The organism is Rhodococcus sp. OAS809 (assembly GCF_040546695.1).
Taxonomy (GTDB): domain Bacteria; phylum Actinomycetota; class Actinomycetes; order Mycobacteriales; family Mycobacteriaceae; genus Rhodococcus_F; species Rhodococcus_F qingshengii.
In genome coordinates this window covers 3,013,319-3,037,339 of sequence record NZ_JBEPOI010000002.1, presented here as the reverse complement: position 1 = coordinate 3,037,339, position 24,021 = coordinate 3,013,319, and the positions used below count along the sequence as shown (strand labels likewise).

Here is a 24,021-nt window from a genome sequence, read left to right as displayed (position 1 = left end):
AGGAGCCTCACAGGTGGTGTTGGAAGGTGGAGTACTCGGCGTCGGGTTCACCTGTCGGCCGGAAGTATTCGATGTTCTCGAGGGTGTAACCCCACTCTTCGCGAGGCTTCCACTTGGCTTCGACGCGCATGCCCATCCGTACGTCCGCGGCATCACATTCGAGAATCAAGTGCAGGAACGGAATGTCAGCCCCGTCGAGAAGCACGTAGGCGGCCACGTAGGGCGGTTTGATTCGCTGCCCGAGGAACGGGACGTTGACGATGCAGAAGGTGGTGACAATTCCCTTGTCCGGCAGTTCGATCTGCTCGCTCGTCGGCTTCCCGTTGGTGGGATTCGCGCCGCGCGGTGGGATGTAGATCTTGTCTTCGGGTCCGCTGCGACCACCGATGAGCTTGCCTTCTGCGAGACCGCGGAGGTAGAAACTCTCCTCGGCCGAAGCGGAATGCATGAAGTGCAGATCGACAGGCGTCGTGATCATGGTGACAGGATCGGCGCTGGAATCGACTGTCGCGATTCCATTTTCGCTCTCACCTGGTTCGAAGCACTCGATGTCCTTGATCTGCCCGATCCGCTCCGACGCCCAGCGAGCACGAACCCGCAGGCCGGTGCTGATGTCGTCGGGGGAGTCGACGTCGACCGCGTGGAGCATGGACGTGTCCGCGCCGTCGAGCTTGATCAGGGCCCACGCGAAAGGCTTCGTCAGGGGTTGACCCTCGATGGGTTCGGGCATCCACGTCCAACTCACGACCGTTCCGCCGTCGGAGACTCCGACGAAGTCGGTCAGTGGCTCGGCCGTGTCCGGATCGAATTCCGGTGGCGGCACGAAGACACGACCGTTCGACCCGCGTGCGCCGATCACCTTGCGATCACGCAGGGCAGTCACGAACGCGCCGATGGTCGGTCCCGTCGATCTGGTGTAGTCGAAATGGAGATTCAATGGTGCGCTCAGGGGCTTGTCGGCCACCCCGCTCTTTCCGATGGTCACAAGATCGAGTAGAACAGGTTCTAGAGATTGTGGCAAGAGTCACTTCTGATCACCGGCAATGTGGAGGCCTGCGATGAAGCTTGGGTTGCAACTTGGATACTGGGGCGCACAGCCGCCGGCAAACGCCCCGGAACTGATCGAGGCCGCGGAAGGCGCCGGATTCGACGCGGTCTTCGCGGCGGAGTCGTGGGGCTCGGACGCTTTCACCCCGCTCGCCTGGTGGGGATCGCGCACCGAGAACGTCCGTCTCGGGACCTCCGTCGTACAGATTTCGGCGCGAACACCGACCAGCTGTGCCATGCACGCGCTCACTCTCGATCACCTCAACGGTGGGCGAACGATCCTCGGGCTCGGCGTATCCGGACCGCAGGTCGTCGAAGGTTGGTACGGCCAGCCGTTCGAGAAGCCGCTCGCGCGCACCCGCGAATACGTCTCGATCGTGCGCCAGGTCCTCGCCCGTGAAGCGCCCGTCACCAGTCCCGGTCCCCACTACCCTCTGCCGTATGCGGGACCGGGCAGTTCGGGACTTGGCAAGCCGCTCAAGCCCATTACGCACCCGCTGCGTGCGGACATCCCGATCTGGCTCGGCGCCGAAGGGCCGAAGAACGTCGCGCTCGCCGGTGAAATCGCCGACGGCTGGCTGGCGATCTACTACACCCCGCGCCTGGCCCCGATGTACAACAAGTGGCTCGACGAAGGCTTCGCTCGCGCCGGGGCCCGTCGTAGTCGCGAAGATTTCGAGGTGGCCGCCACGTGCCAGGTCATCGTGACTGACGATCGCGCCGCTGCCATCGCCGCTCTCAAGCCGATGACCGCCCTCTACGTCGGCGGAATGGGCGCCCCGGAGTTGAACTTTCACGCGCAGGTCTACAAGCGGATGGGCTACAAGAAGGAGGTCGACGAGATCGGTCGCCTCTTCATGTCGGGCCGCAAGGACGAAGCTGCTGCCGTCGTCCCCGACGAGATGGTCACCGAGACCATGATCATCGGCAACGTCGACGAGGTGCGCGCAGACGTGAAGCGTTGGGAGGAAGCCGGAGTCACGATGCTGCTGGTGACCTGCCGCGACGCCGACCATGTGCGAGAGCTCGCGGCCGCGGTGGGTGGTTGAGCGAGGCACCCCCCCATTTTCGAGCGGTACCCCCTTTTTTCGAGCGAACGGCACGTTCAGCGCATCTGAGGCGCTGAACGTACCTTTCGCTCGCCCAAAGTTATCCACAGGCGCACCGAAACCCCAGTTCGCCGCCGGGGCCCGCGCTGATGCTCGAGTCATGCTGCAACCATGCGGCGAGGAACATGGGGCGATGATCTGGACGCGATTTACCGCGTCAGTCGAAGCGGAGTGATCCGAACGGCGGAGTTGGCGCGATTGGGCGTGTCCAACTCCGCAGTGCACACCCGGTGTCGGGTAGGTGGACCGTGGCAGCGCATATTGCCGGGGGTCATTCTGCTCAGAAACGGTCAACCGACGCCACGTCAACGCTCGATCGCTGCGCTCATGTTGAGCGGTGACGATTCCCTGCTGACCGGGCGATCAGCCATGTCGGAGTACGGATATCGAACGCACTCGGGGGATGTGCAGGTGCTCATCCCCATCGACCGTCGAGTTCAATCGGTTGGGTTCGTCACGGTGGAGCGCACTGTTCGACTGCCCGAGCCGGAGATTCGGAACGGTCTGCGCTGTGCTCCGCTGCCGCGAGCGTTACTCGACGCTGCGAGGCGGTACAAGGCGCTCGATCCCACACGGGCACTCATCGCTGAGGCTGTTCAGCGCGGCGATGTCTCGGTGCGCGAACTTGCGAAGGAACTCGAAGCGGGTAGCAGTCGGGGTTCCGCGCTACCTCGGGTCGTGTTGCGCGAAGTGAACGCGAACGTCCACTCGGTTCCGGAGGTTCACGCGCGAAAATTGTGGCAGCGGAGCGGGCTGCCGGAAATGTTGTTCAACCATGAGATCCGGGATGCCAACGGGGACTTCATCGCAGTTCCGGACGGATGGATCGATTCGGTTGCCTTCGCGTGGGACATCGACTCCTTGGAATGGCATGCCGCACCGACGGACTACAAGCGCACGGTGGAGCGTCGGACGCGTATGCAGAATGCGGGAATCATCGTGTTGCCGACGGTGCCCAGTGCACTGCGAACGGACCCTGATCGCGTGATCGAGGACCTGCGTGCGCACTACAGATTGGCGCAGTCACGTCCCCGGCCGCAGGTGTTCGCGAGGTCGAGATGGGTGAAATTGGACGAAACCGGCTGAGCGAAAGTGCCTTTCGGCGCACTGAAGGCGCCGAAAGGTACGTTCGCTCGAAAAGGGGGTGGGTGGGACCGAGAGCGGACAGGAAAGGGGGCTCAGCCGGGGGTCGGTCAGACGGGGGTGGCTCAGACAGGGGTGGGTCAGACACCCTTGAACTGGGGCGCCCGCTTCTCACCGAAAGCCCGCGGGCCCTCCTTGGCGTCGGCGCTCATGAACACCTTCATGCCCAGCTGTGCGTCGATCTGGAAGGCCTCTTCCTCGTGCATGCCCTCGGTGTCGCGGATGGTCTTGAGAATCGCCTGCACGGCGAGAGGGCCGTTTGCACTGATCAGGTCCGCGAGCTCCAGCGCCTTGTCGAGGGCCTGGCCGTCCGGGACCACGTGGCCGATGAGCCCGATCTCCTTGGCCTCCGGAGCCTTGATGTGACGACCGGTGAGCAGGATGTCCGCCGCGATCGTGTACGGAATCTGTCGCACCAGGCGCACTGCGGAACCGCCGAGCGGGAAGAGCCCCCACTTGGCTTCGGAGACGCCGAACTTGGCGCTCTCACCCGCGACGCGGATGTCGGTGCCCTGCAGGATTTCGGTTCCGCCGGCGATAGCTGCACCCTCGACGGCGGCGATCAGTGGCTTGGTCAACCGACGACCCTTGAGGAGGCCTTCGATCTTGGACATGTCGACGCCACCGCCCGCGAAGGAATCTCCCGGCGGCTTGGCGGACATGTTCTTGAGGTCGGCGCCGGCGCAGAAGTCGCCGCCCGCACCGGTGAGGATGGCGACACGAATTTCGGGGTCGTTGTCGACCTGATCCCAGGCGTCGACCATGATCGCTATCATCTCGCCGGTGATGGCGTTCTTACGCTCGGGGCGATTCATGGTCACGATGAGAACGTGGCCACGCTTCTCCACGAGGCAATGCGGCGCGGTTTCCGAAATGTCTGATTTTTCGGTCGTCGAAGTGGACACTGATGGCTCCTGGCGGGTCTGTGAGCTGGCTCTCAAATTGGGTCTTGCCAGAAACGGTAACACGTTCTACTTTGAACTCGTGGCCCTTAACATCGCAGACTTCGTAGAGCACGCAATCGACCTCGTTCCGGACCGCGTTGCGCTGGTCTCGGACAACCGCGAGATGACTTATGCACAGTTGGAGGACCGAGCAAACCGCCTCGGTCACTACCTGCGTGAACATGGCGTTCAGCCGGGTGACAAGGTCGGCATCTACTGCCGGAACGTCATCGAGGCGATCGAGGCCATGGTCGCGGTCTTCAAGATCCGGGCCGTGATGGTGAACATCAACTACCGGTACGTCGAGAACGAGTTGCAGTACATCTTCGACAACTCCGACATGGTTGCGCTCATTCACGAGCGCCGCTACTCGGACAAGGTCGCGAACGTCCTGCCGAACACTCCCAAGGTCAAGTCCGTCATCGTGGTCGAGGACGGCACCGATCTGGACTTCAGTGCTTTCGGCATCGGCTACGAGGACGCACTCGCGCAGAGTTCGGGTGAGCGTGATTTCGAAGAGCGCAGCAACGACGACATCTTCATGCTCTACACCGGCGGCACCACCGGAAGTCCCAAGGGCGTCATGTGGCGTCACGAGGACTGGTGGCGTGTTCTCGGCGGAGGCATCAACTTCGTCACCGGAGTTCCGGTCGAGGACGAGTACGAGATGGCGAAGGTCGGCGCCGCCAACCCGAGCATGATCCGCTACCCGATCCCCCCGATGATTCACGGCGGTTCGCAGTCGGCGGTATTCCACAGCCTCTTCGGCGGCGGAACCTGTTTGATGCACCCGGAATTCGACGCCCACGAGGTGTGGCAGAACATCGACAAGCACAAGGTCAACCTGATCTTCATCACGGGTGACGCGATGGGCCGTCCGATGCTCGACGCACTCATCGCCGGAAACCCGGAGACCGGTGAGCCGTACGATCTTTCGACGCTCTACGTGATGGCCAGCAGTGCTGCACTCTTCTCGCCGAGTATCCAGGAGCAGTTCCTCGAACTGTTGCCCAACCGCCTGCTGACGGACTCCATCGGAGCATCCGAGACCGGCTTCGGTGGACTCGCCGTGCTGAGCAAGGGCCAGAAGCACACTGGCGGTCCGACGGTCAAGATCGACGCCTCCACAACGGTTCTCGACGACGACGGCAACGAGGTCGAACCCGGATCGGGCAAGCGCGGCATGCTCGCTCGCAAGGGCAACATCCCGCTCGGCTACTACAAGGACGAGGTCAAGACGGCCGAAACCTTCCGCACCATCAACGGCGTTCGCTACTCGATCCCCGGCGACTATGCGCAGGTCGAAGCCGACGGCACGGTCACGATGCTCGGCCGCGGTTCGGTGTCGATCAACAGCGGCGGCGAGAAGGTGTACCCGGAAGAGGTCGAGGGCGCTTTGAAGGCGCACCCGGACATCTTCGACGTGCTGGTGGTCGGTATCCCCGACGAGCGCTTCGGTCAGCGCGTTGCCGCAGTGGTCCAGGTACGCGAAGGCGCGTCGCCGACGCTGCACGACATCGCCACCGCAGCACGCAAAGAGATTGCCGGATACAAGGTTCCGCGCAGCGTGTGGTTCGTGGACCAGATCAAGCGCAACCCGGCAGGCAAGCCCGACTACCGCTGGGCGAAGGCCGAAACGGAATCGCGCGAGGCTGATGATCACAACGGAAACGGCGCTCCTGTGGCGTCCGCAAACGAAAGCGTGGAAGCCTGATGCGTTCGGATCTCGCCGACAAGTTCGGCATCGAATACCCGATTTTCGGATTCACTCCTTCCGAGCACGTCGCGGCCGCGATCACCCGCGCGGGAGGTCTGGGCGTGCTCGGTTGCGTCCGGTTCAACGACCCGGAAGAGCTTGAAGCCACACTGACGTGGATGGACGAGAACACCGACGGTAAGCCGTACGGCGTCGACATCGTCATGCCGGCCAAGGTGCCGACCGAGGGCGGCGCCGTCGATCTCGACAAGCTGATTCCGGAGGAGCACCGCGCCTTCGTCAACCGCACGCTCGACGAGCTCGGTGTGCCGCCGCTTTCCGACGACGTCGAGCATGCGACCGGCGTACTGGGATGGCTTCACTCGGTGGCGCGGTCACACGTCGATGTTGCTCTGGGACACCGGATTGCGTTGATTGCGAATGCACTGGGATCACCGCCGAAGGACGTCATCGATCAGGCGCACGAGAAGGGCGTACCGGTAGCAGCGCTGGCCGGCGCCGTCGAGCATGCGCGTCGTCACGTCGAGAACGGTGTCGACATCGTGATCGCGCAGGGCTACGAGGCAGGCGGTCACACCGGCGAAATTGCGTCGATGGTTCTCGTTCCGGAAATCGTTGATGCACTGGGTGATTCAGCTGCTGTGCTGGCTGCCGGGGGTATCGGCAGCGGCCGTCAGGTGGCTGCCGCACTTGCACTCGGTGCGTCCGGAGTGTGGATGGGCTCGTACTGGCTCACCACGTCCGAATACAAACTCGGCAGTGCATCGGGCGAGGGCCCGTCCGCTATTCAGCGTGCACTGTTGGGCGCGACGTCGGCCGACACCGTTCGTTCGCGCATCTACTCGGGTAAGCCCGCTCGGTTGCTCAAGACCAAGTGGACGGAAGCCTGGTCGAACCCGGGAGCACCGGCGCCCTTGCCGATGCCGCTGCAGAACCTTCTGGTCAGCGACGCTCATCAGAGAATCGCTGCATCGGAGAACCCGGAAGTTGTGGCAATGCCCGTCGGTCAGATCGTGGGACGGATGAACGAGATCCGCCCGGTCGCCGAGGTCATGGCAGAGCTGGTATCCGGGTTCGAGGACGCGCGAACCCGACTGGATTCGATGAAGTAGTAGATGACACGTGCGTGTGCCCTCGGCCGAGTTTCGGCCGAGGGCACACGTCGTTTCAGCCGGCGAGGTCGTCCGGTCCGACGGTGTCCGACAACCATTCTCCGCGGCTGAGGGCGCCGTCGTCGCGGCGGCGTGCGATCACGAAAATGACCAGGGCGGCAGCGAGGACAACTGCGAGAACGCGCGAAGGCGTCAGGTTCGGGTTCTTCATACCCGTAATTTTGCCGGAAGAACGGGCGCGATGGTGAGCCAGCGGAGCAAAATCACGTGTTTCGAAATTACTGCGCTTCGGACGCATGGAGACTGGCGATCCGCTCGCGCAGGCCACCGAAGTGCACATCGAGAGTGTGCGCCGCCTCGACTGCATCACCCGTACGGATCGCATCGAGAATCGCACGGTGCTTCGACGCGATGTCGATCAGTGGCGTATCCGAATGCCCGATGGCCTGCTGTATCTCGCTGTACACCTGCCAGAAGACGTCCATCAACTGACCGAGGACCTGGTTGTCGAGAGGGGAGTACAGGCGGGAGTGGAAGGTCGCATCGATGTCGGAGAAGTTCTTCCCGGCAGCGGCACGGACCTCCATGCCGGTGACGAGTTCGTCGAGGTCGGCGTGGTCGGCCGACGTCATCTCGGCCATCGCCGCACCGATCAGTCCGGTCTCGAGTGCCTGACGAATGTCGACCAGTTCCATCGCCTCGTGCCCGGTGCCCTGCAAGGACAACCGGCCACGGAAGGTCAGGCCGTCGGCGAGAGCGTCGAAGTTGCTAGGGGCGACGAACATTCCGAAGCCGTGACGGATCTCGACGACGCCCAAGGCCTGCAGAACCTTGAGCGCCTCCCGGAGCGTGTTTCGGCCGATACCCAATTCCTCGGACAGTTCGGCCTCGGTGGGCATCGGGTCGCCGGGGGAGAGCCTGCGTTCGAGGATCAAGTTCATGATGTCCGTCTGAAGTGCGCGCATGCGGTTTTGCGCGCTGAAACGAGCGCCCTGTGTGCCACTCCGGACAGACATCGATTCCCCTTTTCTGATACGAACGTCCTTCATCCTATGTCCGGTCATCCGCTCCATTGGTCAACCCACGTCAACGGTGCGTTGCAGGAGGCTGGGCGCCGCACCCAGCAGTTTGGCCGTGTACGCATCCGACGGGTTGTCGAATACTTCCTGGGCCGTTCCCTGCTCGACGATCCGCCCGGCGTTCATGACGACGATGGTGTCGGAGACGTACCGCACCGTCTGTATGTCGTGCGAGATGAACACCATGCCGAGCCCCAACCGAGCCTTGATGTCGCTGAGCAGATTCAGGATCTGCGCTCGCACCGAGACGTCGAGCGCCGACGTCGGCTCGTCGGCCACGATGACGTCAGGTTCGAGCGCGAGTGCACGCGCGATCGCGACACGTTGCCGCTGACCGCCGGAGATCTGGCTCGGGATGACTTCGAGCGCAGATTGGGGGAGTCCGACCAAACCGACCAGCTCGCGAACTCGGGCGGTCCGGCTCGCGCGGTTGCCGATGCCGTGGACGTCGAGTGGATCGGTGAGGATGTCGGCCACCGTCATTCGGGGATTGAGCGCGGTAGCCGGATCCTGGAAGACGATCGAAATCGCCCGGCCGAACTCCTTGCGCACGCCGGCCGACCGGGTCAGAGCGCTTCGGCCGCGAAAGACCACGTCGCCCGACGTCGGTTTCTGCAGTCCGACCATGACTTTGGCCAGAGTGGACTTGCCACAACCCGACTCGCCCACGATGCCGATCGTCGTCCCTCGTCGTACGTCGATACTGACATCGTTGACCGCGTGAACCGTGCCCGGTTTGAACAGTGATCCCGAACGGGTCTTGTGGACGACGTGAATGTTCTTCAGTTCCAGGATGGGTGCTTCAGCTGTAGTCATCGCACGCTCTCCAATTCCGATTCTGTACGTACGGGAGTCGCGGACTGGCTGGCGAACCAATGCTCGGTCCCGTCGACCCGGACCATCTCCGGCTTTCGGAGGGGGTCGGAGTCCGGGCGAGTGGAACGCTCGGCGAAACGGTCACCCGGCGCGAAGTTTCCGGGCGAGGGAACAGTTCCCTGAATCTGATGCAGCCGCGGCGCTTCGTCCTCGATCGAGAGAACGGCCCCGAGAAGGCCCTGGGTGTATTCGTGGCGGGGATCGACGAGCAGATCACTCGTGGGCGCCGACTCGACGACCTGACCGGCGTACATCACCGTGATCTTGTGAGCGAGTGAAGCAACGAGTGCAAGATCGTGGCTCACGAAAACCATGGCAAACCCCAGCTTTTCCCGAAGGTCGTTGAGCAAGTCCACGACCTGGGCCTGGACGGTGACGTCGAGAGCGGTGGTGGGCTCGTCCGCGACGATCAACCGCGGACTGCGGGTGAGCGACATGGCGATCAGAACGCGCTGACGCTGACCACCGGAAAGCTCGTGTGGGTAGCTGGAGAGAGTGCGCACCGGATCGAGTCCGACGAGTTCGAGCAGTTCCTCGGCTGTGCGGGTACCGCCGCGCTTGGTGAGCTGCTTGAACTGCGCGCGGATTAGCATCGCCGGATTCAGTGAACTCAGCGCATCCTGGTAGATCATGGCCATGTCGTGCCCGCGCAGCTTGTTTCGCTCCCGGTTGTTCAGCTCGAGGACGTTGACTCCGTCGAACAGGATCTCGCCGGTCACCACTGCCGTCTTGGGTAGCAGACCCATGATCGCCAGCGAGGTGAGCGACTTTCCGCAACCGGACTCGCCGACGAGTGCCATCGTCTCGTTCGGGCGGACGGTGAAGCTCACGTTGTCGACAATCGCCGTGTCTCCGTAGCGTTCCGGGAACCGGATCGTGAGATTGCGGACCTCGAGGAGTGGCGCGGCATCGCCCTCGTACACAAGACGATCGGAGCGGGACCGCTCGGTTTCCGCCAGGATCTTCAGGTGCGTTTCGAGAGGAGTCGGCTCGGCGGCCGGCTCGAGAACATCTTTCACGACGCTCGGATCGGCGAAGTCGTCTATCAACTCCGGAGTGTCGGTGACCGATGCGGCTTCGTCCTCCAGAATGAGTTCGTTGGAGGTCTCCTCCGCTGCAGCGGTCTGCGCTGCTTGGAGCGCGGAGGGCGTCTTCTTGGTCTTCTTCAGACTCGGATCTGCCATCGCGTCCGTCAGGCCCTCGGCGAGCACGTTGAGGGAGAGCACCGTCAGCAGAATGAGCAGGCCGGGGAACACCGTTGCCCACCAACCACCGAGAAGCACCATGTTCTTGCCGTCGGCGATCACCGATCCCCACGACGGATCCGGGGGACGCACACCGGCGCCGATGAACGACAGGCTGGCTTCCAGCACGATGGCGTCGGCGACCATGACAGTGCAGAAGACGAGAACGGGCGCAGCACAGTTGGCTACGACGTGCTTGACGACGATGTGTGAAGTTCTTGCGCCGATGACCTTTTCGGCCGCGACGTAGTCCTCGCCGTACTGAGCGAGAACGTTCGCGCGAACGACGCGAGCCACCATCGGTGTGTAGAGGAACGCGATAGTGACGATCAGAACCGGGATCGAACCACCGAAGGCCGCGACGAGTACGGCAGCGAGCGCAATGCCCGGGAACGCCATGACCACGTCGAGCACACGCATGATGGTCTCGTCGACGCCTTTTCGGCTCGTTGCGGCCACCGATCCGATGAGAGCGCCGGCGCACAGTGCGAGGAAGGTGGAACCGAGACCGATGGTCAGCGACCAGCGTCCGCCGTAGAGCAAGCGGCTGAACAGATCTCGACCGAGACTGTCCTGACCGAACCAGTGCTCGGCGCTGGGGCCCGCGGTACCCACCGCCTGTTCGAGCGGGGTGTACTGCGTGATCAGCGGCGCGAAGAGGCAGGCGAGCACGATGATCGCGAGAACCGCCATCGACAGCCAGGCCGAGAGGGGGAAGCGAGAAAAGGTGATGCCGGGTCGCGAAAGCTTCTCGGTGAGTTTTCTTCTCATCATGCTGCGCTCCGAAGTCGTGGATTGACGAGCAGGTAGAGGATGTCGACGGCGAGGTTGACGACGACGAAGCCGACCGCGATGACGATGACAACACCCTGAACGACTGCGGGGTCACCGTTGGTGACGCCGTTGATCATGAGCTGACCCATGCCGGGCAGGCCGAAGATCTGCTCGATGACCACAGCGCCACCGAGGAGATAACCGACTCGTAGACCCAGGACGGTGAGCGGGTTGATCAGCGCGTTACGCAACACATTCCGTCCGATCACCACGTGATAGGGCAGGCCGCTGCCGATCGCGGTCCGGACGTAGTCCTTGTCCAACTCCTCGACCATCGACGTGCGGATGATGCGCGTGAGTTGTGCTGCGACGGGCAGTGACAGGGACAGCGCCGGGAGCGCCATGTACCAGAGCCAGTCGCTGACGGAGTCGCTCGGATTGACGTAGCCACCGGTGGGGAACCATCCGAGTTGAACAGCCAGATACTGAATCATCAGCAGTGCCAACCAGAATGACGGTGCCGCCACACCACCGAGGGAGATCAGTCGGATGACCTGATCCGGCCAACGATCGCGGAACAGTGCGCTGGTGACGCCGAAGATCAGCGAGAGCACGATGGCGATCACCAGTCCGAGAACCGTGAGCTGAATGGTCAGTGGCAGAGCGGTGGAGATCGAATCCAACACCGGGGTACCGGAAATCAGACTGTCACCCATGTTGCCGCTGACCAGATCGGTCACGAAGTGAACGTATTGCAGCGGAAGCGGATCGAGCAGTCCGTTCTCTTCCTTGAACTGCTGCAACTGTTCCGCAGTCGGGTTGCCACCGTTGAACGCCGCGGTTGCGGGATCGGTGGGCGCGAACTGCATCACGATGAAGACGAACGCGATGATGCCGAGGATCAGGGGGATCAGTATCAGTAATCGCCTGATCAGCATGGGGAGGACTCTTGCCATCGGGGGATCTCTCAGTTGTGGGAAACGGCCGAGCGGGCGGGTATCAGGCCGGCTTCGCCTGAAGCAGGTTGACGCCGGGGTACGGCAGCGGAGTGACGTCGGCGATCTTCTTCGGATCCCACGCAGTCAGGAGTTCCTGATGGAGAACCGGGTAGTAGACAGCATTTTCGGCGATCTGGTTCAGGTACGACTGCACGAGGGTGCTGCGCTTTGCCGGGTCGGTCTCGCGGGTGGCTTCGTCCATGGTGGCGTAGATCCTCTGCGCTTCGGGGGTGTCGTCCCACTTGGCGTAGGTCTTCGTCCACAAGCCGCCCTTGCTGTACGTGTAGCGGACGAGAAGGTCGACGTCGCTGCCGAATGCCTGCGGGTTGGACGTACCGGCGGCGATCTGGAACTTCTGGCCGCTGTTGAGCTTGCTCACCATGGCGCTGGTGTCCTGCGGTTCGAGCGTCGTGTTGAATCCGACTGCGTCCCAAGACTCTTTGATGGTCGGCAAGCAGTCGGCCAGCCAGCTGACGTTGGTGGAGAGCAGTGTCAGGTCGAGGCCACTGACGCCGGCGGCAGCGAGGAGTGAGCGGGCCTTGTCCGGATCGTACGAGTAGACGGTGGACGCTCGCGCGTAGTCGGGGTTGCGCTCGTACAGGTAGCTCGTGGCCGGTGCTGCCTTGCCGCCGAGGGCGATCTCGATCATCTTCGGGGTGTTGATCGCGTAGAACATCGCCTGGCGAACACGAACGTCGTCGAACGGTGCCTGAGTGGTGTCGAAGAGCAGGTACATGAGGTTCATGCCCGGGTTGCCCTCGACGGTGCGCCCACCGGAGGTCAGAGTGGGGACGTTGGCGACGGGGATGTTGTCGGCGAGTTGTGCACCGGCATTGTTGCCCGAGACGCGCGCGATGCGTGAGGAGGTGTCGACGATGGAGAGCCAGTTCATGGTCGCGAAGTTGGCCGGACGCGGCCCGTTGTACGCCTCGAAGGCCTCGAAAGCTGTGTTGCTCTTGGGGGTGTGGCTCTTGAGCTTGTACGGACCGGAACCGACGACCAGCGTTCCGGACTTGGCCTCGTCCCAGTGGCCGTCGAAGACGTGCTTGGGCATGATCTTGGCGATCGAGAGACGCTGTGCGGCAGCGCTGAACGGGTAGTTGAAGTTCAGGGTCACCGTTTGGTCGTCGACCTTGGTGACGGACTGCAGCCAGGAGGAGAAGAAGGAGCGGATCAGTACGTTCTGCTGTGGATCGAGGATGCGATCGAAGGTGAAGACGACGTCGTCCGAGGTGACCGGAGTGCCGTCGTGCCAGGTTGCTCCCTCGCGGATTTTCATGGTCCAGCTCGAGGCAGTGGCGTCGGTCGGGACGGCCTGTGCGAGCGCCGCATACGTCTCACCGGTGCCTGGATCGTTTTCGAGCAGTCCCTCGTAGACGTGGTTGACCGCTGCCATGAGGAAACCGGATGCAGTCTGCATCGGGTCGAAGCTCTGGTCGTTGCCGTATCCGATGGCGGTGGTCAGATCGCCGGTGCTCGCGGAACCGCCGACAACCGAGGTCGACGACGGCCCGCCGCCACAGGCCGCGAGAGTCGCGGTGATACCTGCTGCAGCTCCCAGTAGCCCGGTGTACCGGAACAGGTCTCGGCGGGTGAACGCGGAGCTCAGCGGTCGTTCGTTCTTCAAGGCGGCCTCCAAGGCGGGGAGCGGGACATCAAGGGAGTGGATAGGGGATGTCCTATGTTCGACGTCCGATGTTGCGTAACTTACATTGTGGATCAGAAAGCGTCTAGAGAATCTTCGGAACTGGCGGCGCCGAACTTCGACGTTTCGCCGGTTTCGAGCCAAAAATAGTGCGCTCACCTGCATGGATGAAGACTGTGTTACCGGTGTCGAATTGACGAGCGATGACGCCGGCCGTATAACATAGGACATCCCTCATCCAATCTTTGGAGACTTCATGACCCGATACAAAGTCGGTGTGGTCGGTTGCGGATTCTTCGGTAGTTCCCTCGCTCGCGAGCTGGCTGCCCATCCACGTTTCGAACTGACGATGCTGTGCGACCGTGACTTCGAGCGGGCCAAGGACGTCGCCGCAGAGTTCTCGGCAACCCCGACAGACGATCACGACGCGGTGGCCGCTCACCCGGAGTTGGCCCTCGTTGTCGTCGCGACGCCCAATCACGCGCACGCCGAACCTGCCATCGCGGCGCTCGAACACGGCAAGGCAGTTTTTGTCGAGAAGCCACTCGCCGTCGAACTGGTCGATGCGCAGAACATGATCGCGAGCGCCGACGCGAGCGGTTCGCCGTTGATGGTCGGGCACATCATGCGGATGATGCCGGGTGTACGACGGCTGGCGGGCCTGCTGACGTCGGGGGAGCTCGGCGAGGTCGCTGCGATCGAAACGTCTCGCTCACGATGGATCGACACCGACGGCGCAGATCCACAGTGGTGGAAGCTCGACAAGAGCCGAACGGGTGGAGAACTGACTCACGAGATTCACGAACTGGACCTGATGTGCTGGCTCGGCGGCGAGGTGACTGCCGTGTCGAGCATCGCCACCGCGGACGACGGCTTCCGCAACACAGTGGTGTCGTTCGCCGGCGGCGCGATCGGCAGACACACCATCTCGACGCGTTCACACACTTCGTCGTGGCAGCTGACGGTCGATGCCACCGAAGGTTCGGTCCACGCGGACTTCCACACCGGCCGGGTCAGCCGAGTGCGCGGGGGACAGGTCGTAGAGTCGTGGCCGATCTTCGACGTCGACGCCGAGAACCAATCGTTGATCGACGCTGCGAGCAGGACGCAGAAGTACAACTCGGGAAACGGAGGATCCTCGCTGTGGATGCAGGCTGCGATTCGTCACGAAATCGACGAGATGGCAGCAGTTCTCGACGGCAAGGCTGATCCCGACTCGCCGTTGACGTACGCACGTGAACGCGCACTCGTCGTCGCCGAACAGGTGCGACTCGGTGGCGGCGAACCGGCAGCGCTCTCGGGAAGTGCCAAGTGACGGTGCGTGTAGCCGTCATCGGTAGCGGCGGAATCGCGCGGGACCACGTCAGCGCCTTGGCGCGCATCCCGTCGGTCGAAGTCGCCTACGTATTCGGCAGTGACTTGGACCGGGCCGCATCGGTTGCGGCGTTGGCGCCGGGCGCGAAGGCCAGTACCGATCTGGCGAAGATTCTCGCCGACCCGAGCGTGCAGGCGGTCAACGTCGTCGGGGCCACTCCCGACCACGCACCCGTGACGATAGCCGCGGGCCGCGCGGGAAAGCATGTGCACGTGGAGAAGCCGGCCGCGCTGACAGTCGCGGACTTCGACGCGATGGTCGAGGCCACCGAAGGTAACGGCACCTCACTGATGGTCGGACAGACCGTACGATTCCAGCCGTCGATCACCTCGATCGGAAACTCGGTTGCACAAGGTGCCATCGGCGACCCCCGGTTGATCCATCTCAGTTGGTACACCGGCCATGTCTGGCCAGGGGGCTGGCGAGGCTGGCAACACGACAAGGAACGTTCGGGTGGTCACCCCGTTCACAACGGAACTCACGCACTCGATCTGGTGACGTGGCTGATCGGTCGTCGTCCGACCCGTGTGTTCGCTCGTAGTTTCCCCACCTTCGCGGCGGGGATGCCCGTGCACGACAGCTTCCATCTGACCGTTCGCTTCGAGGACGGATCGCTGGCTCTGATCGAATTGGCCTACGCGCTACCACAATCGGGAAAGATGGTGCGTCGGATCGTGGTGTCGGGGACTTCCGGCACGCTCGCGCACGACACCGGCGACGACCCGGGACTGATGACGGACACGACCAACGCGCCGCCGTCGTCGATCGAGGACGCGATGTCGCATCAGATGCGTCACTGGATCGCCACTCTCGACGGTTCCGCGAGCCCGATAGTCGAGAACTGGCAGGTGCGTGCAGCTCTCGCGACTGCCATCGCTGCCCAGCAATCGCTCGACACCGGCCGCGCTGTCTCGATCGGAGAAAACCAATGACCGGCACCGGTTCGATCCGCGTCGGATTTGTCAGCGGCGTCAGGCATGCCGGCTCCTATGCGGACCTGTTGCGATCCGATCCTCGAGTGAGCCTGGTCGGGGCCTCCGACGAATCCTCGGTCCCCGATTGGATTCGTGAGGACGGGATCGCGATGGCAAAGGCCGCAGACATCGAGTGGATCGACGAACTCGGCGAGTTGCTCGACCCCGAACGGATTGACCTGGCGATCATCTGCAGTGAGCCGACCAGGCATGCGCGGCTTGCGATTGCCGCATTGAACGCCGGACTCGACGTCCTGGTGGACAAGCCGGTGGGCGTCGACGAGGCGGAGGCCGCGGCGGTTCAGCAAGCCGCACGGTCGAACGGGCGAATCTGCACGGTGGTGAACCGCACTCATTCACCTGCGCTCCGGCGACTGCGCCGATGGATCGACGCCGGAAATCTCGGACTGCCGCGCCACATGGACATCGAGTTCCTCGCAAGCGGAACACATTTCGCGACGTCCGTCGAGCGTCCCGAACTGGTGGTGGATCCCGCGCTTTCCGGCGGGGGAGAAGTAGTGAACTTCGCCGGTTACGCCGCCGACTACCTCCGATACCTCACCGGCCTGGACGTCACCGAGGTGTACGCCGAGACGAGCACACTCTACGGCGGGGCCCACCAGCAGTTCGGCGTCGAAGACACGGCGTTGATCTCGCTCGCCCTGGAAAACGGCGTCACCGCGACGGTGACCGTCGGAAGAATCCCCGCAGCACCGGGTTTCGGCGCGAATACCGCGACGGTTCGCGTCCTCGGATCCCACGGATACGCGAGTTCCGACGACGACAAACCCGCGGTGACCCACTTCGCGGCCTCGGGAGACGTGACCGCACTACCCATCGGCGGCTTCGGTTCGGACAACGCGGTGTCGAGCTTTCTCTCTCACGTGCTCGATCGACTTCCCACACGGACCGAACCCGACTACACCGTGGCAGACGCCCGCGCGTCGATGCGCGTGATCGATGCTGTCTATCTGTCCGCGTCGAGCGGTCAGCCGGTCTCCGTTTCTCCCTGACAGCCGCACCCACAACTCAATCCGACAACCAACATATGGAGACCCCATGAGCACGGAAACCACCACCTTCAGCGGAATCGTCCCGCCGATCGTCACACCACTGACGCTCGAGGGCGAGGTCGACACCACGTCGCTCGAACGCCTGCTCTCACTGCAGATCGAAGCCGGAGTCGACGGCTTGTTCGTCCTCGGTTCCTCGGGTGAGGTCGGTTACCTCACCGACGCTCAGCGCGCCCAGGTGGTGCAGACGGCCATCGGTCACGTCGGCGGCCAGGTACCGGTCCTCGTCGGAGTGAACGACATGACCACCAACCGGGTCATCGCCGTTGCCGAGCAGGCGCGTGAAGCGGGCGCGGATGCCATCGTCGCGACGGCGCCGTTCTACGCGATCACCGATGCAGCCGAGACGGCAACGCATTTCCGCTCCATCCACGCCGCAGTGGATCTTCCGTTGTTCGCCTACGACGTCCCGGTTCGTGTCCACAGCAAGCTCAGCCCGGCAATGCTGGTCGAGCTCGGTCGCGAGGGAGTCATCGCCGGCGTGAAGGATTCGAGCGGCGACGACGTCAGTTTCCGTATGTTGCTCCGTCAGTCGGCCGGGCTCGAAAACTTCGCCGTCTTCACCGGGCACGAGGTAGTCGTCGACGGATGCCTGCTGATGGGTGCTTCGGGCGCAGTGCCCGGCCTGGCCAACGTGGACCCGCACGGCTACGTACGACTGTGGCGCGCTGCGCAGGCAGGAGACTGGGCCGCAGCGAAGGCCGAGCAGGATCGACTCACCGATCTGTTCTCCATCGTCGAGGCGCCGACACCGGGTCGCGTCAGTGCCGGTGCCGCGGGTCTTGGCGCGTTCAAGACGGCTCTGGCCCTGCGCGGCGTCATCACCGGCAACACGATGTGCGCGCCGATGCTCTCGCTCGACGAGTCCGAGACCGCAACGATCAAGGTCGTTCTGGAACAGGCCGGGCTCCTCTGACATGACATCTGGGCAGAAGCGATGGATCGGTATCGACATCGGCGGCACCAAAGTGGCTGCCGCGGTCGTGACGTCCGACGGAGACGTGATCGACACCGTTCGTGCGGCAACACCGACGGCGGGTAGGGAAGCCGTTCTCGGGACCGCTACCGCGTTGATCGACCGTCTGAGGGCGAATCACACGGTAGCCGGAATCGGAGTCGGTGCACCGGGAATCATCGATCGGGTGCGTGGCCGCGTCGTCTTCGCCTCCGACATTCTGTCCGGATGGAGTGGCGCCGAGGTTCGCGGAGAACTCGAGGCACACTCAGGCCTACCGGTGACGGTGGACAACGACGTGCGCGCGATGGCCCACGGCGAGAACATGATCGGCGCCGGACGCGGTCGAACCTCTGCACTGTTCGTCTCGATCGGTACCGGAATCGGTGGCGCGTTGACCGTGGGCGGTCAGCTGTACCACGGTGCCCACGGAACAGCCGGCGAACTCGCGCATCTGTTGGTTCCGGTCTCCGGGGCGATAGGTTGCGGTTGCGGCAGAACCGATCACCTCGAGGCAGTCGCGTCTGGCCCGGCGATGGCAGCCGAGTACGCAGCGCGGGCGGGTGTGCCCACTCAACCGTTACAGGCAGTGGTGGCGCTCATGCACTCGGGCGATCCGATCGCCCGTGCCGTGGTCTCCGACGCCGGTACTCTGCTGGGCCGCGTCCTGGCCGGCGTCGCCACCGCATTCGATCCCGAGGTGATCGTCATCGGCGGCGGTGCAGCCCAGATCGGAGCCGACCTCCTGTCGCCGCTGACCTCCGCTTTCCGGGTGGAAGCGATGGGCCCCATTGCCGAAACTGCCATTCTTCCTGCCCGTTTGGGCACCGATGCGCCGCTCGTCGGCGCTGCGCTACTGGCCGCCGCAACACGAATCGAGGTAACACCGTGACTGTCGAAGAATTGCTCACGATCATCAGCGGGAAGCTGATCGTGTCCTGTCAGGCCGGACACGGCCATGCCCTGCGCGACACCGGGACCATCGAGAGGATGGCCCGCGCCGCGGTCGACGGCGGAGCAGTGGCGATCCGCTGCGGCGGTGTGGGCGGAACCCCGGATGTCGCCGCAGTCGTGTCGGCAGTGAAGGTACCGGTGATCGGTTTGACGAAGATCGGCTCGGAGGGCGTGTTCATCACGCCGACAAGGGAATCAGCCCTCGAAGTCGTGGACTCGGGTGCGCAGATCGTGGCTGCCGATGCCACACTGCGGCCACGTCCGGATGGGCTGACGTTTGCCGACACCGTCGAAGCGGTCCATGATCGCGGCGGCCTCGTCATGGCCGACTGTGGAACACTCGAGGACGGCGTCGCTGCCGCCGCGGCGGGCGCCGACATCATCTCCAGCACACTGGCGGGATATACCGAGAACAGCCGACGGCTGGCCGGCCCGGACCTGGAGCTGATCTCGGAACTGCGGCAGGCACTTCCAGATGCAGTCCTCATCGCCGAGGGGCGGTACCACAGCCCGGAGGATGCGGCACGCGCCATCGCCCTGGGTGCAGACTCGGTGGTTGTCGGAACCGCAATCACGGATCCGGCGTTCATCACGTCGAAATTTGCAGCCGCAGTATCGGGCGCCGGAAGGCAGAGGGTGTGACCCCGACGTCGAAGGCTTTGAAGTGCAGGACTGCTGAACGGATTCGACTGGAAACTTTGCTCGTAGACTCCTCGACGCCGATACGGTGGGTCTTCACCGGCGACAGCATCACTCAGGGATTGACGCACACCGACGGTCATCGAAGTTACGTCGAACACTGCGCCGAGCGCATCCGTGGTGAGCTTTCCTTGTTCAACCACGTCCTTGTCAACACCGGGGTGAGCGGCAATCGATCCTCCGATGTGCGTGCGGGTTTCGCACACCGCATCGAGGTGTTCGAACCCTCGGTGGTGTTGATCATGCTCGGTACGAATGACGCATTGGATGGCGAAGAAGGACTGGAGCGGTTTCGAGACGACCTCTTGGACACGATCTTCCGGACACGAGCGATCGGTGCGGTGCCGATCCTGCAGACGCCGCCACCGATCGACGTCGAGAATGCGCCCACCAGAGCGGGATTGGTTCAGTACGTCGAGGTCGTGCGGCAGGTTGCCGCCTCGACGCGCGTGGTGTTCGTCGACCACTACGCGCAGTGGACGGCCCATTCTCCCGAGGGCCCACCGCCGGCTCTCCTGGCTGACGCATTCCATCCGAACGAACAAGGGCACTACGTGCTCGCGGACGCCGTGCTCCGTGAGTTGTCGATCGCGGATACCGAAGTTCCCGTTGTACCGCAGGTGATGTCGTGATGCATCGTGGACAAATTCTTCGTGGACAACTGGTGACCGGTGGGCAACTGCTTCCGGACGGTGTCGTCGAGATTTCCGGTGATCGTGTGGTGTGGGCCGGGCCCGCGTCGCAGCGAACCGACCCGTTACCCGAACGGGCAGCTGCGGGGACAACGATCATCCCGGGGTTGGTGGACGTTCACTGCCACGGCGCCGGCGGATTCGGTTTCCCCGAGGCAGACGAGTTCGGATCCACCGTGGCTGCCGATCACCACCGGACGAACGGCACGACCTCGGTGATCGGCTCGCTCGTCTCCGCGCCGCCGCAGATCCTGCGCAGTCGCATCGAGCTCCTGGCAGGACTGGTGGACGAGGGCACGCTGGCCGGAATTCACCTGGAAGGTCCATTCCTGTCGGTACTCCGTTGTGGCGCCCAGGATCCCGACAGCATTCTCGACGGCGACCCGGCTCTGCTCGAGTCGCTGCTCGAAGCCGGCCGCGGGCACATCCGCTCGATGACGATCGCTCCGGAGACAGCACACTTCGGCGAACTTGCCTCATTGCTGGAGCGTCACCGGGCCGTCGTGAGTATCGGACACACCGATGCGTCCAACCCGATTGCGACACGTTCGATCGCACACTCGGCGCATGCACCGCTCAGTGCCACTCACCTGTTCAACGGTATGGCTCCGATGCATCATCGCGCTCCCGGCGCAGTGGCGGCGTGTCTTGCCGCGGCCGCGAAAGGACAGATGGTGGTCGAGTTGATCGGGGACGGAGTACATCTCGCCGACGAGACGGTGGCGACGGTGTTCGATCTGGTCGGTCCGCATCAGATCGCGTTGGTCTCCGACGCGATGGCTGCCGCCGGAATGCCCGACGGCCGTTACCCACTCGGGCCTCTCGACGTCGACGTGATCGATGGCGTGGCGCGATTGGCCGGCCAGGGGGAAACGGCCATTGCCGGCGGGACGAGTCGGTTGATGGACATAGTCCGCCGGGCTGTTAATCACGCCGGCGTCGATCTGCTTTCGGCTGTCATCGCAGCGACGGCAACGCCTGCTTCGCTGATGGGGCTGGCCGGAATGGTCGGCGATCTCGTGCCGGGTTGCCGCGCCGATCTGATCGTCACCGGTCCAGAACTCGAAACCCGCGCCGTCATGGCCGCTGGGAACTGGCTCATGAACTACACCGAAAGCTGAGGAATCAACCGATGGAAATTGTCATTGTCGACAGTGCGGAGGCGGCCGGCACCGTTGTTGCCGACATCTTCGAACACGCGGTGCATTCAGGTGCACGGACTTTGGGCCTGGCGACAGGATCTTCACCGCTCTCGGTGTACCGCGAACTCGCGCGCCGTCACCGCGAGGAAGGGTTGAGTTTTGCCGGCGTGCAGGCGTTCCTGTTGGACGAATACGTCGGCCTGCCGGAAGGCCACCCTGAGTCGTATGCCCAGGTGATCCGCACCGAGCTGGTGAATCACCTGGACCTGGACGCGGCAAGGGTATTCAGCCCCGACGGAACCGCGCCGGATCCATTTGCCGCCGCGGCAGCCTACGACCGGGCGATTGCGTCGAATGGTCCGGTGGACGTACAACTTCTGGGCATCGGCGGCAACGGTCACATCGGTTTCAACGAACCGACGTCCTCACTGAATTCGAGGACCAGGGTCAAGACGCTGACGGAACAGACTCGAACCGACAACGCCCGATTCTTCGAGAGTCCGGACGACGTACCACGGCACGTGATCACCCAGGGCCTCGGAACTATCTGCGAAGCAAAGCATCTGGTGATGATCGCGACCGGCGAGCACAAGGCCGCTGCGATTGCCGCTGCCGTCGAGGGGCCGCTGGCCGCGGTGTGCCCGGCATCGGTCCTCCAACTGCATCCACACGCGACAGTGGTGATCGACGAGGCAGCGGCATCACAGCTTCGGCTCACCGAGTTCTACAAAACGGTGTCGGCGCACAAACCGCTTGCTCAGCACTACTGAGACATCGGACTAGACGGGCTCTCGCGTTTTCTCGAGTCCGAGTGCCATTTCGGGAGTGAGTAATTGGAAGTCGGATTCCCCACGCCGACGGATCCACACCGGATCGGAGGTGTTCCAGCGTTCGGCGCTCTGCGTTCGAGTGACCACCTTGAACGTCGCCGTTCTCGGGAACTCACTACACACTCGGATCAAGGTCGGCTTCTGCTTCGGCCCGAGTTCCGGCCGGGAATCGATGTATTCGGCTACGGCTGCCGGGTCGAAGTTGTCGACATCGCCGACCGGAATCACCGACGCCATGACGCGGTCGCCGACGTCGCTGTCGGGGACTGCGTACACGGACACCTGCGCGAAGCCCGGGTAACCGACCAGGGAGCGTTCGATGGGTGCGGCACCGATGTTCTCGCCGTCCACTCGCAGCCAACCGGAACTGCGTCCCGCGAAGTAGACGTAACCGTCGACGTCGGTGTACGCCAGATCGCCACTCCAGTACTGGCCGTTGCGCATTCGCTCGGCGTCGGCTTCCGGGTTCTTGTAGTACCCGGCGAATGTGCCTGGGCCGGTGACATTGACCAGTTCACCAGTTGCCTCGTCGGCGTTGGTGATCCGGCCGTCGGCATCGAAGACTGCAGGCGGGCATGGCGCTCCGGTCTCGGGATCGAGGATCTTGACGCCGTCCGGGAGCAGTCCGAGGGCGCCTGGCCGGGGAACCGGTGCCGCGGAGATCGAAATGCCGCCCTCGGTGGAACCGAACCCGTCGATGACGCGAGCGTCGAAGCGCCGGACGAAGGTGGCGACGGCGGGCGCCGAACCCTCGTTGCCGTACATGATCTTCAAGGTGTTGTCCCGCTCGTTCGGCACCTCGGGGGTGGAAGCGATGAAGGACAACGGCTTTCCGACGTAGTTGGAGTACGTGATTCCGTACTTGTGAACGTCGGGTAGAAAACCCGAAGCGGAGAACTTGCGTCGCATGGCAATTCCCGCACGAGCGTGCAGCGCGACCGTCCACGCCGCCATCATCGCGTTGGAATGGAACATGGGCATCGCCATGTAGACGACGTCGTCGGCGCCGAGCCCGAAACGATCGGCAAGCATGACCCCGGGAGAGGCCAACTTGTGGTGCGTGCACCGAACCGCTTTGGGATCACCGCTGGTTCCGGAAGTGAAGATGAGCATCAACAGATCGTCGGGCTGCGCCGTCGATGCGTAGGCCGGCGTATCGGAGAAGGGCGCCAACAATTCCGCCCAGGCCGGAGAATCCACGTTGATCACCCGGACGTCGCCGAGATCGACGTCGTCGAGTAGATGTGCCTGGTTGTTCTCGGTGAAGATGACCTGGCAGTCGGAGAGCGCAATGTCTCGCGCCAATGCCGGGCCGCGCCTGGTCGTGTTCAGCCCGGCGGCGACCGAACCCGAGAACGATGCCGCTCCGAGCAGCAGCGAGAACTCGGGGACGTTCTCCATCAGAAGTCCGAAATGCCTGGGGCGCGTTCGATCGAGCAGCGTGTCCAGCAGCGCTGCTCGATCGAACGAGCCTTGAACGTGCTCGCGCCAGGTGATGACCTGGTCCTCGAAACGGATACCGCGGTCGTCGATCTCGCTGACTCCGAGGAGTAGATCGGAAACAGTGGGGCTCTGACTCATAGCTGCATCATCATCGATTCGTCTCGGACCAGGTCATGGATTTCCACTCGGTGGGACG

22 protein-coding genes are annotated in these 24,021 nt (G+C 63.5%); 13 read left to right on the top strand and 9 right to left on the bottom strand.

Annotation, left to right across the window (positions count from 1 at the left end; genetic code table 11):
• Window positions 1–7 precede the first annotated feature (7 nt).
• A complete protein-coding gene (locus tag ABIE52_RS17135) occupies window positions 8–985 on the bottom strand; it encodes a Zn-ribbon domain-containing OB-fold protein (RefSeq protein ID WP_019746979.1) in 978 nt (325 codons plus the stop codon).
• Between the two features lie 73 nt (window positions 986–1,058).
• Here ABIE52_RS17135 and ABIE52_RS17130 point away from each other — a divergent pair, with 73 nt between their 5' ends.
• The gene (locus ABIE52_RS17130) at window positions 1,059–2,096 is read left to right on the top strand and encodes an LLM class F420-dependent oxidoreductase (RefSeq protein ID WP_192711946.1); all 1,038 of its coding nucleotides are present in this window, start codon (window positions 1,059–1,061) and stop codon (window positions 2,094–2,096) included.
• Window positions 2,097–2,267: 171 nt separating this feature from the next.
• A complete protein-coding gene (locus tag ABIE52_RS17125; protein WP_042920440.1) occupies window positions 2,268–3,242 on the top strand; it encodes a hypothetical protein in 975 nt (324 codons plus the stop codon).
• Window positions 3,243–3,379: 137 nt separating this feature from the next.
• Here the strand turns inward: ABIE52_RS17125 and ABIE52_RS17120 are convergent, their stop codons facing one another.
• Window positions 3,380–4,204: a crotonase/enoyl-CoA hydratase family protein gene (locus ABIE52_RS17120; RefSeq protein WP_192711947.1), complete on the bottom strand. Its 825-nt coding sequence runs from the start codon at window positions 4,202–4,204 to the stop codon at window positions 3,380–3,382.
• Window positions 4,205–4,283: 79 nt separating this feature from the next.
• On the opposite strand from ABIE52_RS17120, the gene ABIE52_RS17115 reads away from it, so the two are divergent.
• Window positions 4,284–5,957 (top strand): acyl-CoA synthetase, encoded by a 1,674-nt coding sequence (locus tag ABIE52_RS17115; RefSeq protein WP_192711948.1) that lies wholly within the window; start codon window positions 4,284–4,286, stop codon window positions 5,955–5,957.
• Window positions 5,957–7,072 carry an NAD(P)H-dependent flavin oxidoreductase gene (locus tag ABIE52_RS17110; RefSeq protein ID WP_192711949.1) on the top strand — a complete coding sequence of 372 codons (1,116 nt, stop codon included), beginning with the start codon at window positions 5,957–5,959 and terminating at the stop codon, window positions 7,070–7,072. The genes ABIE52_RS17115 and ABIE52_RS17110 overlap by 1 nt, the downstream gene beginning before the upstream one ends.
• A 55-nt stretch (window positions 7,073–7,127) precedes the next feature.
• Here the strand turns inward: ABIE52_RS17110 and ABIE52_RS17105 are convergent, their stop codons facing one another.
• The 6 genes from ABIE52_RS17105 to ABIE52_RS17080 form a co-directional block, all read right to left on the bottom strand.
• Complete coding sequence (locus tag ABIE52_RS17105; protein ID WP_003945810.1) at window positions 7,128–7,283, bottom strand: hypothetical protein; 156 nt, start codon at window positions 7,281–7,283, stop codon at window positions 7,128–7,130.
• A gap of 67 nt (window positions 7,284–7,350) precedes the next feature.
• Window positions 7,351–8,088, bottom strand: a complete 738-nt coding sequence (locus ABIE52_RS17100; protein WP_050655749.1) for a FadR/GntR family transcriptional regulator — start codon at window positions 8,086–8,088, stop codon at window positions 7,351–7,353.
• 60 nt (window positions 8,089–8,148) lie between these two features.
• Entirely contained in the window at window positions 8,149–8,967 is an 819-nt protein-coding gene (locus ABIE52_RS17095) for an ABC transporter ATP-binding protein (RefSeq protein ID WP_042449495.1), read from the bottom strand.
• Window positions 8,964–11,042 (bottom strand): dipeptide/oligopeptide/nickel ABC transporter permease/ATP-binding protein, encoded by a 2,079-nt coding sequence (locus tag ABIE52_RS17090; RefSeq protein WP_219466672.1) that lies wholly within the window; start codon window positions 11,040–11,042, stop codon window positions 8,964–8,966. The genes ABIE52_RS17095 and ABIE52_RS17090 overlap by 4 nt, the downstream gene beginning before the upstream one ends.
• The gene (locus ABIE52_RS17085; protein ID WP_158170168.1) at window positions 11,042–12,001 is read right to left on the bottom strand and encodes an ABC transporter permease; all 960 of its coding nucleotides are present in this window, start codon (window positions 11,999–12,001) and stop codon (window positions 11,042–11,044) included. The genes ABIE52_RS17090 and ABIE52_RS17085 overlap by 1 nt, the downstream gene beginning before the upstream one ends.
• A gap of 43 nt (window positions 12,002–12,044) precedes the next feature.
• Window positions 12,045–13,670: an ABC transporter substrate-binding protein gene (locus ABIE52_RS17080; protein WP_192711951.1), complete on the bottom strand. Its 1,626-nt coding sequence runs from the start codon at window positions 13,668–13,670 to the stop codon at window positions 12,045–12,047.
• A 274-nt stretch (window positions 13,671–13,944) separates the two neighbouring features.
• Between ABIE52_RS17080 and ABIE52_RS17075 the strand changes: the two genes are divergently transcribed.
• Genes ABIE52_RS17075 through nagB form a run of 9 tightly spaced genes read left to right on the top strand, consistent with a single transcriptional unit; the run spans window position 13,945 to window position 22,322 of the window.
• A complete protein-coding gene (locus tag ABIE52_RS17075; protein WP_065456125.1) occupies window positions 13,945–15,003 on the top strand; it encodes a Gfo/Idh/MocA family protein in 1,059 nt (352 codons plus the stop codon).
• On the top strand, window positions 15,000–15,995 hold the full coding sequence (locus tag ABIE52_RS17070) for a Gfo/Idh/MocA family protein (protein WP_007734295.1): 996 nt from the start codon (window positions 15,000–15,002) through the stop codon (window positions 15,993–15,995). Before ABIE52_RS17075 ends, ABIE52_RS17070 begins: the two co-directional genes overlap by 4 nt.
• Window positions 15,992–17,050, top strand: a complete 1,059-nt coding sequence (locus ABIE52_RS17065) for a Gfo/Idh/MocA family protein (RefSeq protein ID WP_192711952.1) — start codon at window positions 15,992–15,994, stop codon at window positions 17,048–17,050. The genes ABIE52_RS17070 and ABIE52_RS17065 overlap by 4 nt, the downstream gene beginning before the upstream one ends.
• 46 nt (window positions 17,051–17,096) lie before the next feature.
• A complete protein-coding gene (locus ABIE52_RS17060) occupies window positions 17,097–18,026 on the top strand; it encodes a dihydrodipicolinate synthase family protein (RefSeq protein ID WP_007734313.1) in 930 nt (309 codons plus the stop codon).
• Window position 18,027: 1 nt separating this feature from the next.
• Window positions 18,028–18,957 carry an ROK family protein gene (locus ABIE52_RS17055; protein ID WP_058039191.1) on the top strand — a complete coding sequence of 310 codons (930 nt, stop codon included), beginning with the start codon at window positions 18,028–18,030 and terminating at the stop codon, window positions 18,955–18,957.
• Window positions 18,954–19,661 carry an N-acetylmannosamine-6-phosphate 2-epimerase gene (locus ABIE52_RS17050; RefSeq protein WP_192711953.1) on the top strand — a complete coding sequence of 236 codons (708 nt, stop codon included), beginning with the start codon at window positions 18,954–18,956 and terminating at the stop codon, window positions 19,659–19,661. Before ABIE52_RS17055 ends, ABIE52_RS17050 begins: the two co-directional genes overlap by 4 nt.
• A 56-nt stretch (window positions 19,662–19,717) precedes the next feature.
• The gene (locus ABIE52_RS17045; protein WP_245219755.1) at window positions 19,718–20,350 is read left to right on the top strand and encodes an SGNH/GDSL hydrolase family protein; all 633 of its coding nucleotides are present in this window, start codon (window positions 19,718–19,720) and stop codon (window positions 20,348–20,350) included.
• On the top strand, window positions 20,350–21,531 hold the full coding sequence (locus ABIE52_RS17040; RefSeq protein ID WP_073512001.1) for an N-acetylglucosamine-6-phosphate deacetylase: 1,182 nt from the start codon (window positions 20,350–20,352) through the stop codon (window positions 21,529–21,531). The genes ABIE52_RS17045 and ABIE52_RS17040 overlap by 1 nt, the downstream gene beginning before the upstream one ends.
• An 11-nt stretch (window positions 21,532–21,542) precedes the next feature.
• Window positions 21,543–22,322 (top strand): glucosamine-6-phosphate deaminase, encoded by a 780-nt coding sequence (nagB, locus tag ABIE52_RS17035; RefSeq protein ID WP_054188081.1) that lies wholly within the window; start codon window positions 21,543–21,545, stop codon window positions 22,320–22,322.
• 9 nt (window positions 22,323–22,331) lie between these two features.
• On the opposite strand, the gene ABIE52_RS17030 is transcribed toward nagB, so the two are convergent.
• Window positions 22,332–23,963 (bottom strand): long-chain-fatty-acid--CoA ligase, encoded by a 1,632-nt coding sequence (locus ABIE52_RS17030; RefSeq protein WP_192711955.1) that lies wholly within the window; start codon window positions 23,961–23,963, stop codon window positions 22,332–22,334.
• Window positions 23,964–24,021 lie beyond the last annotated feature (58 nt).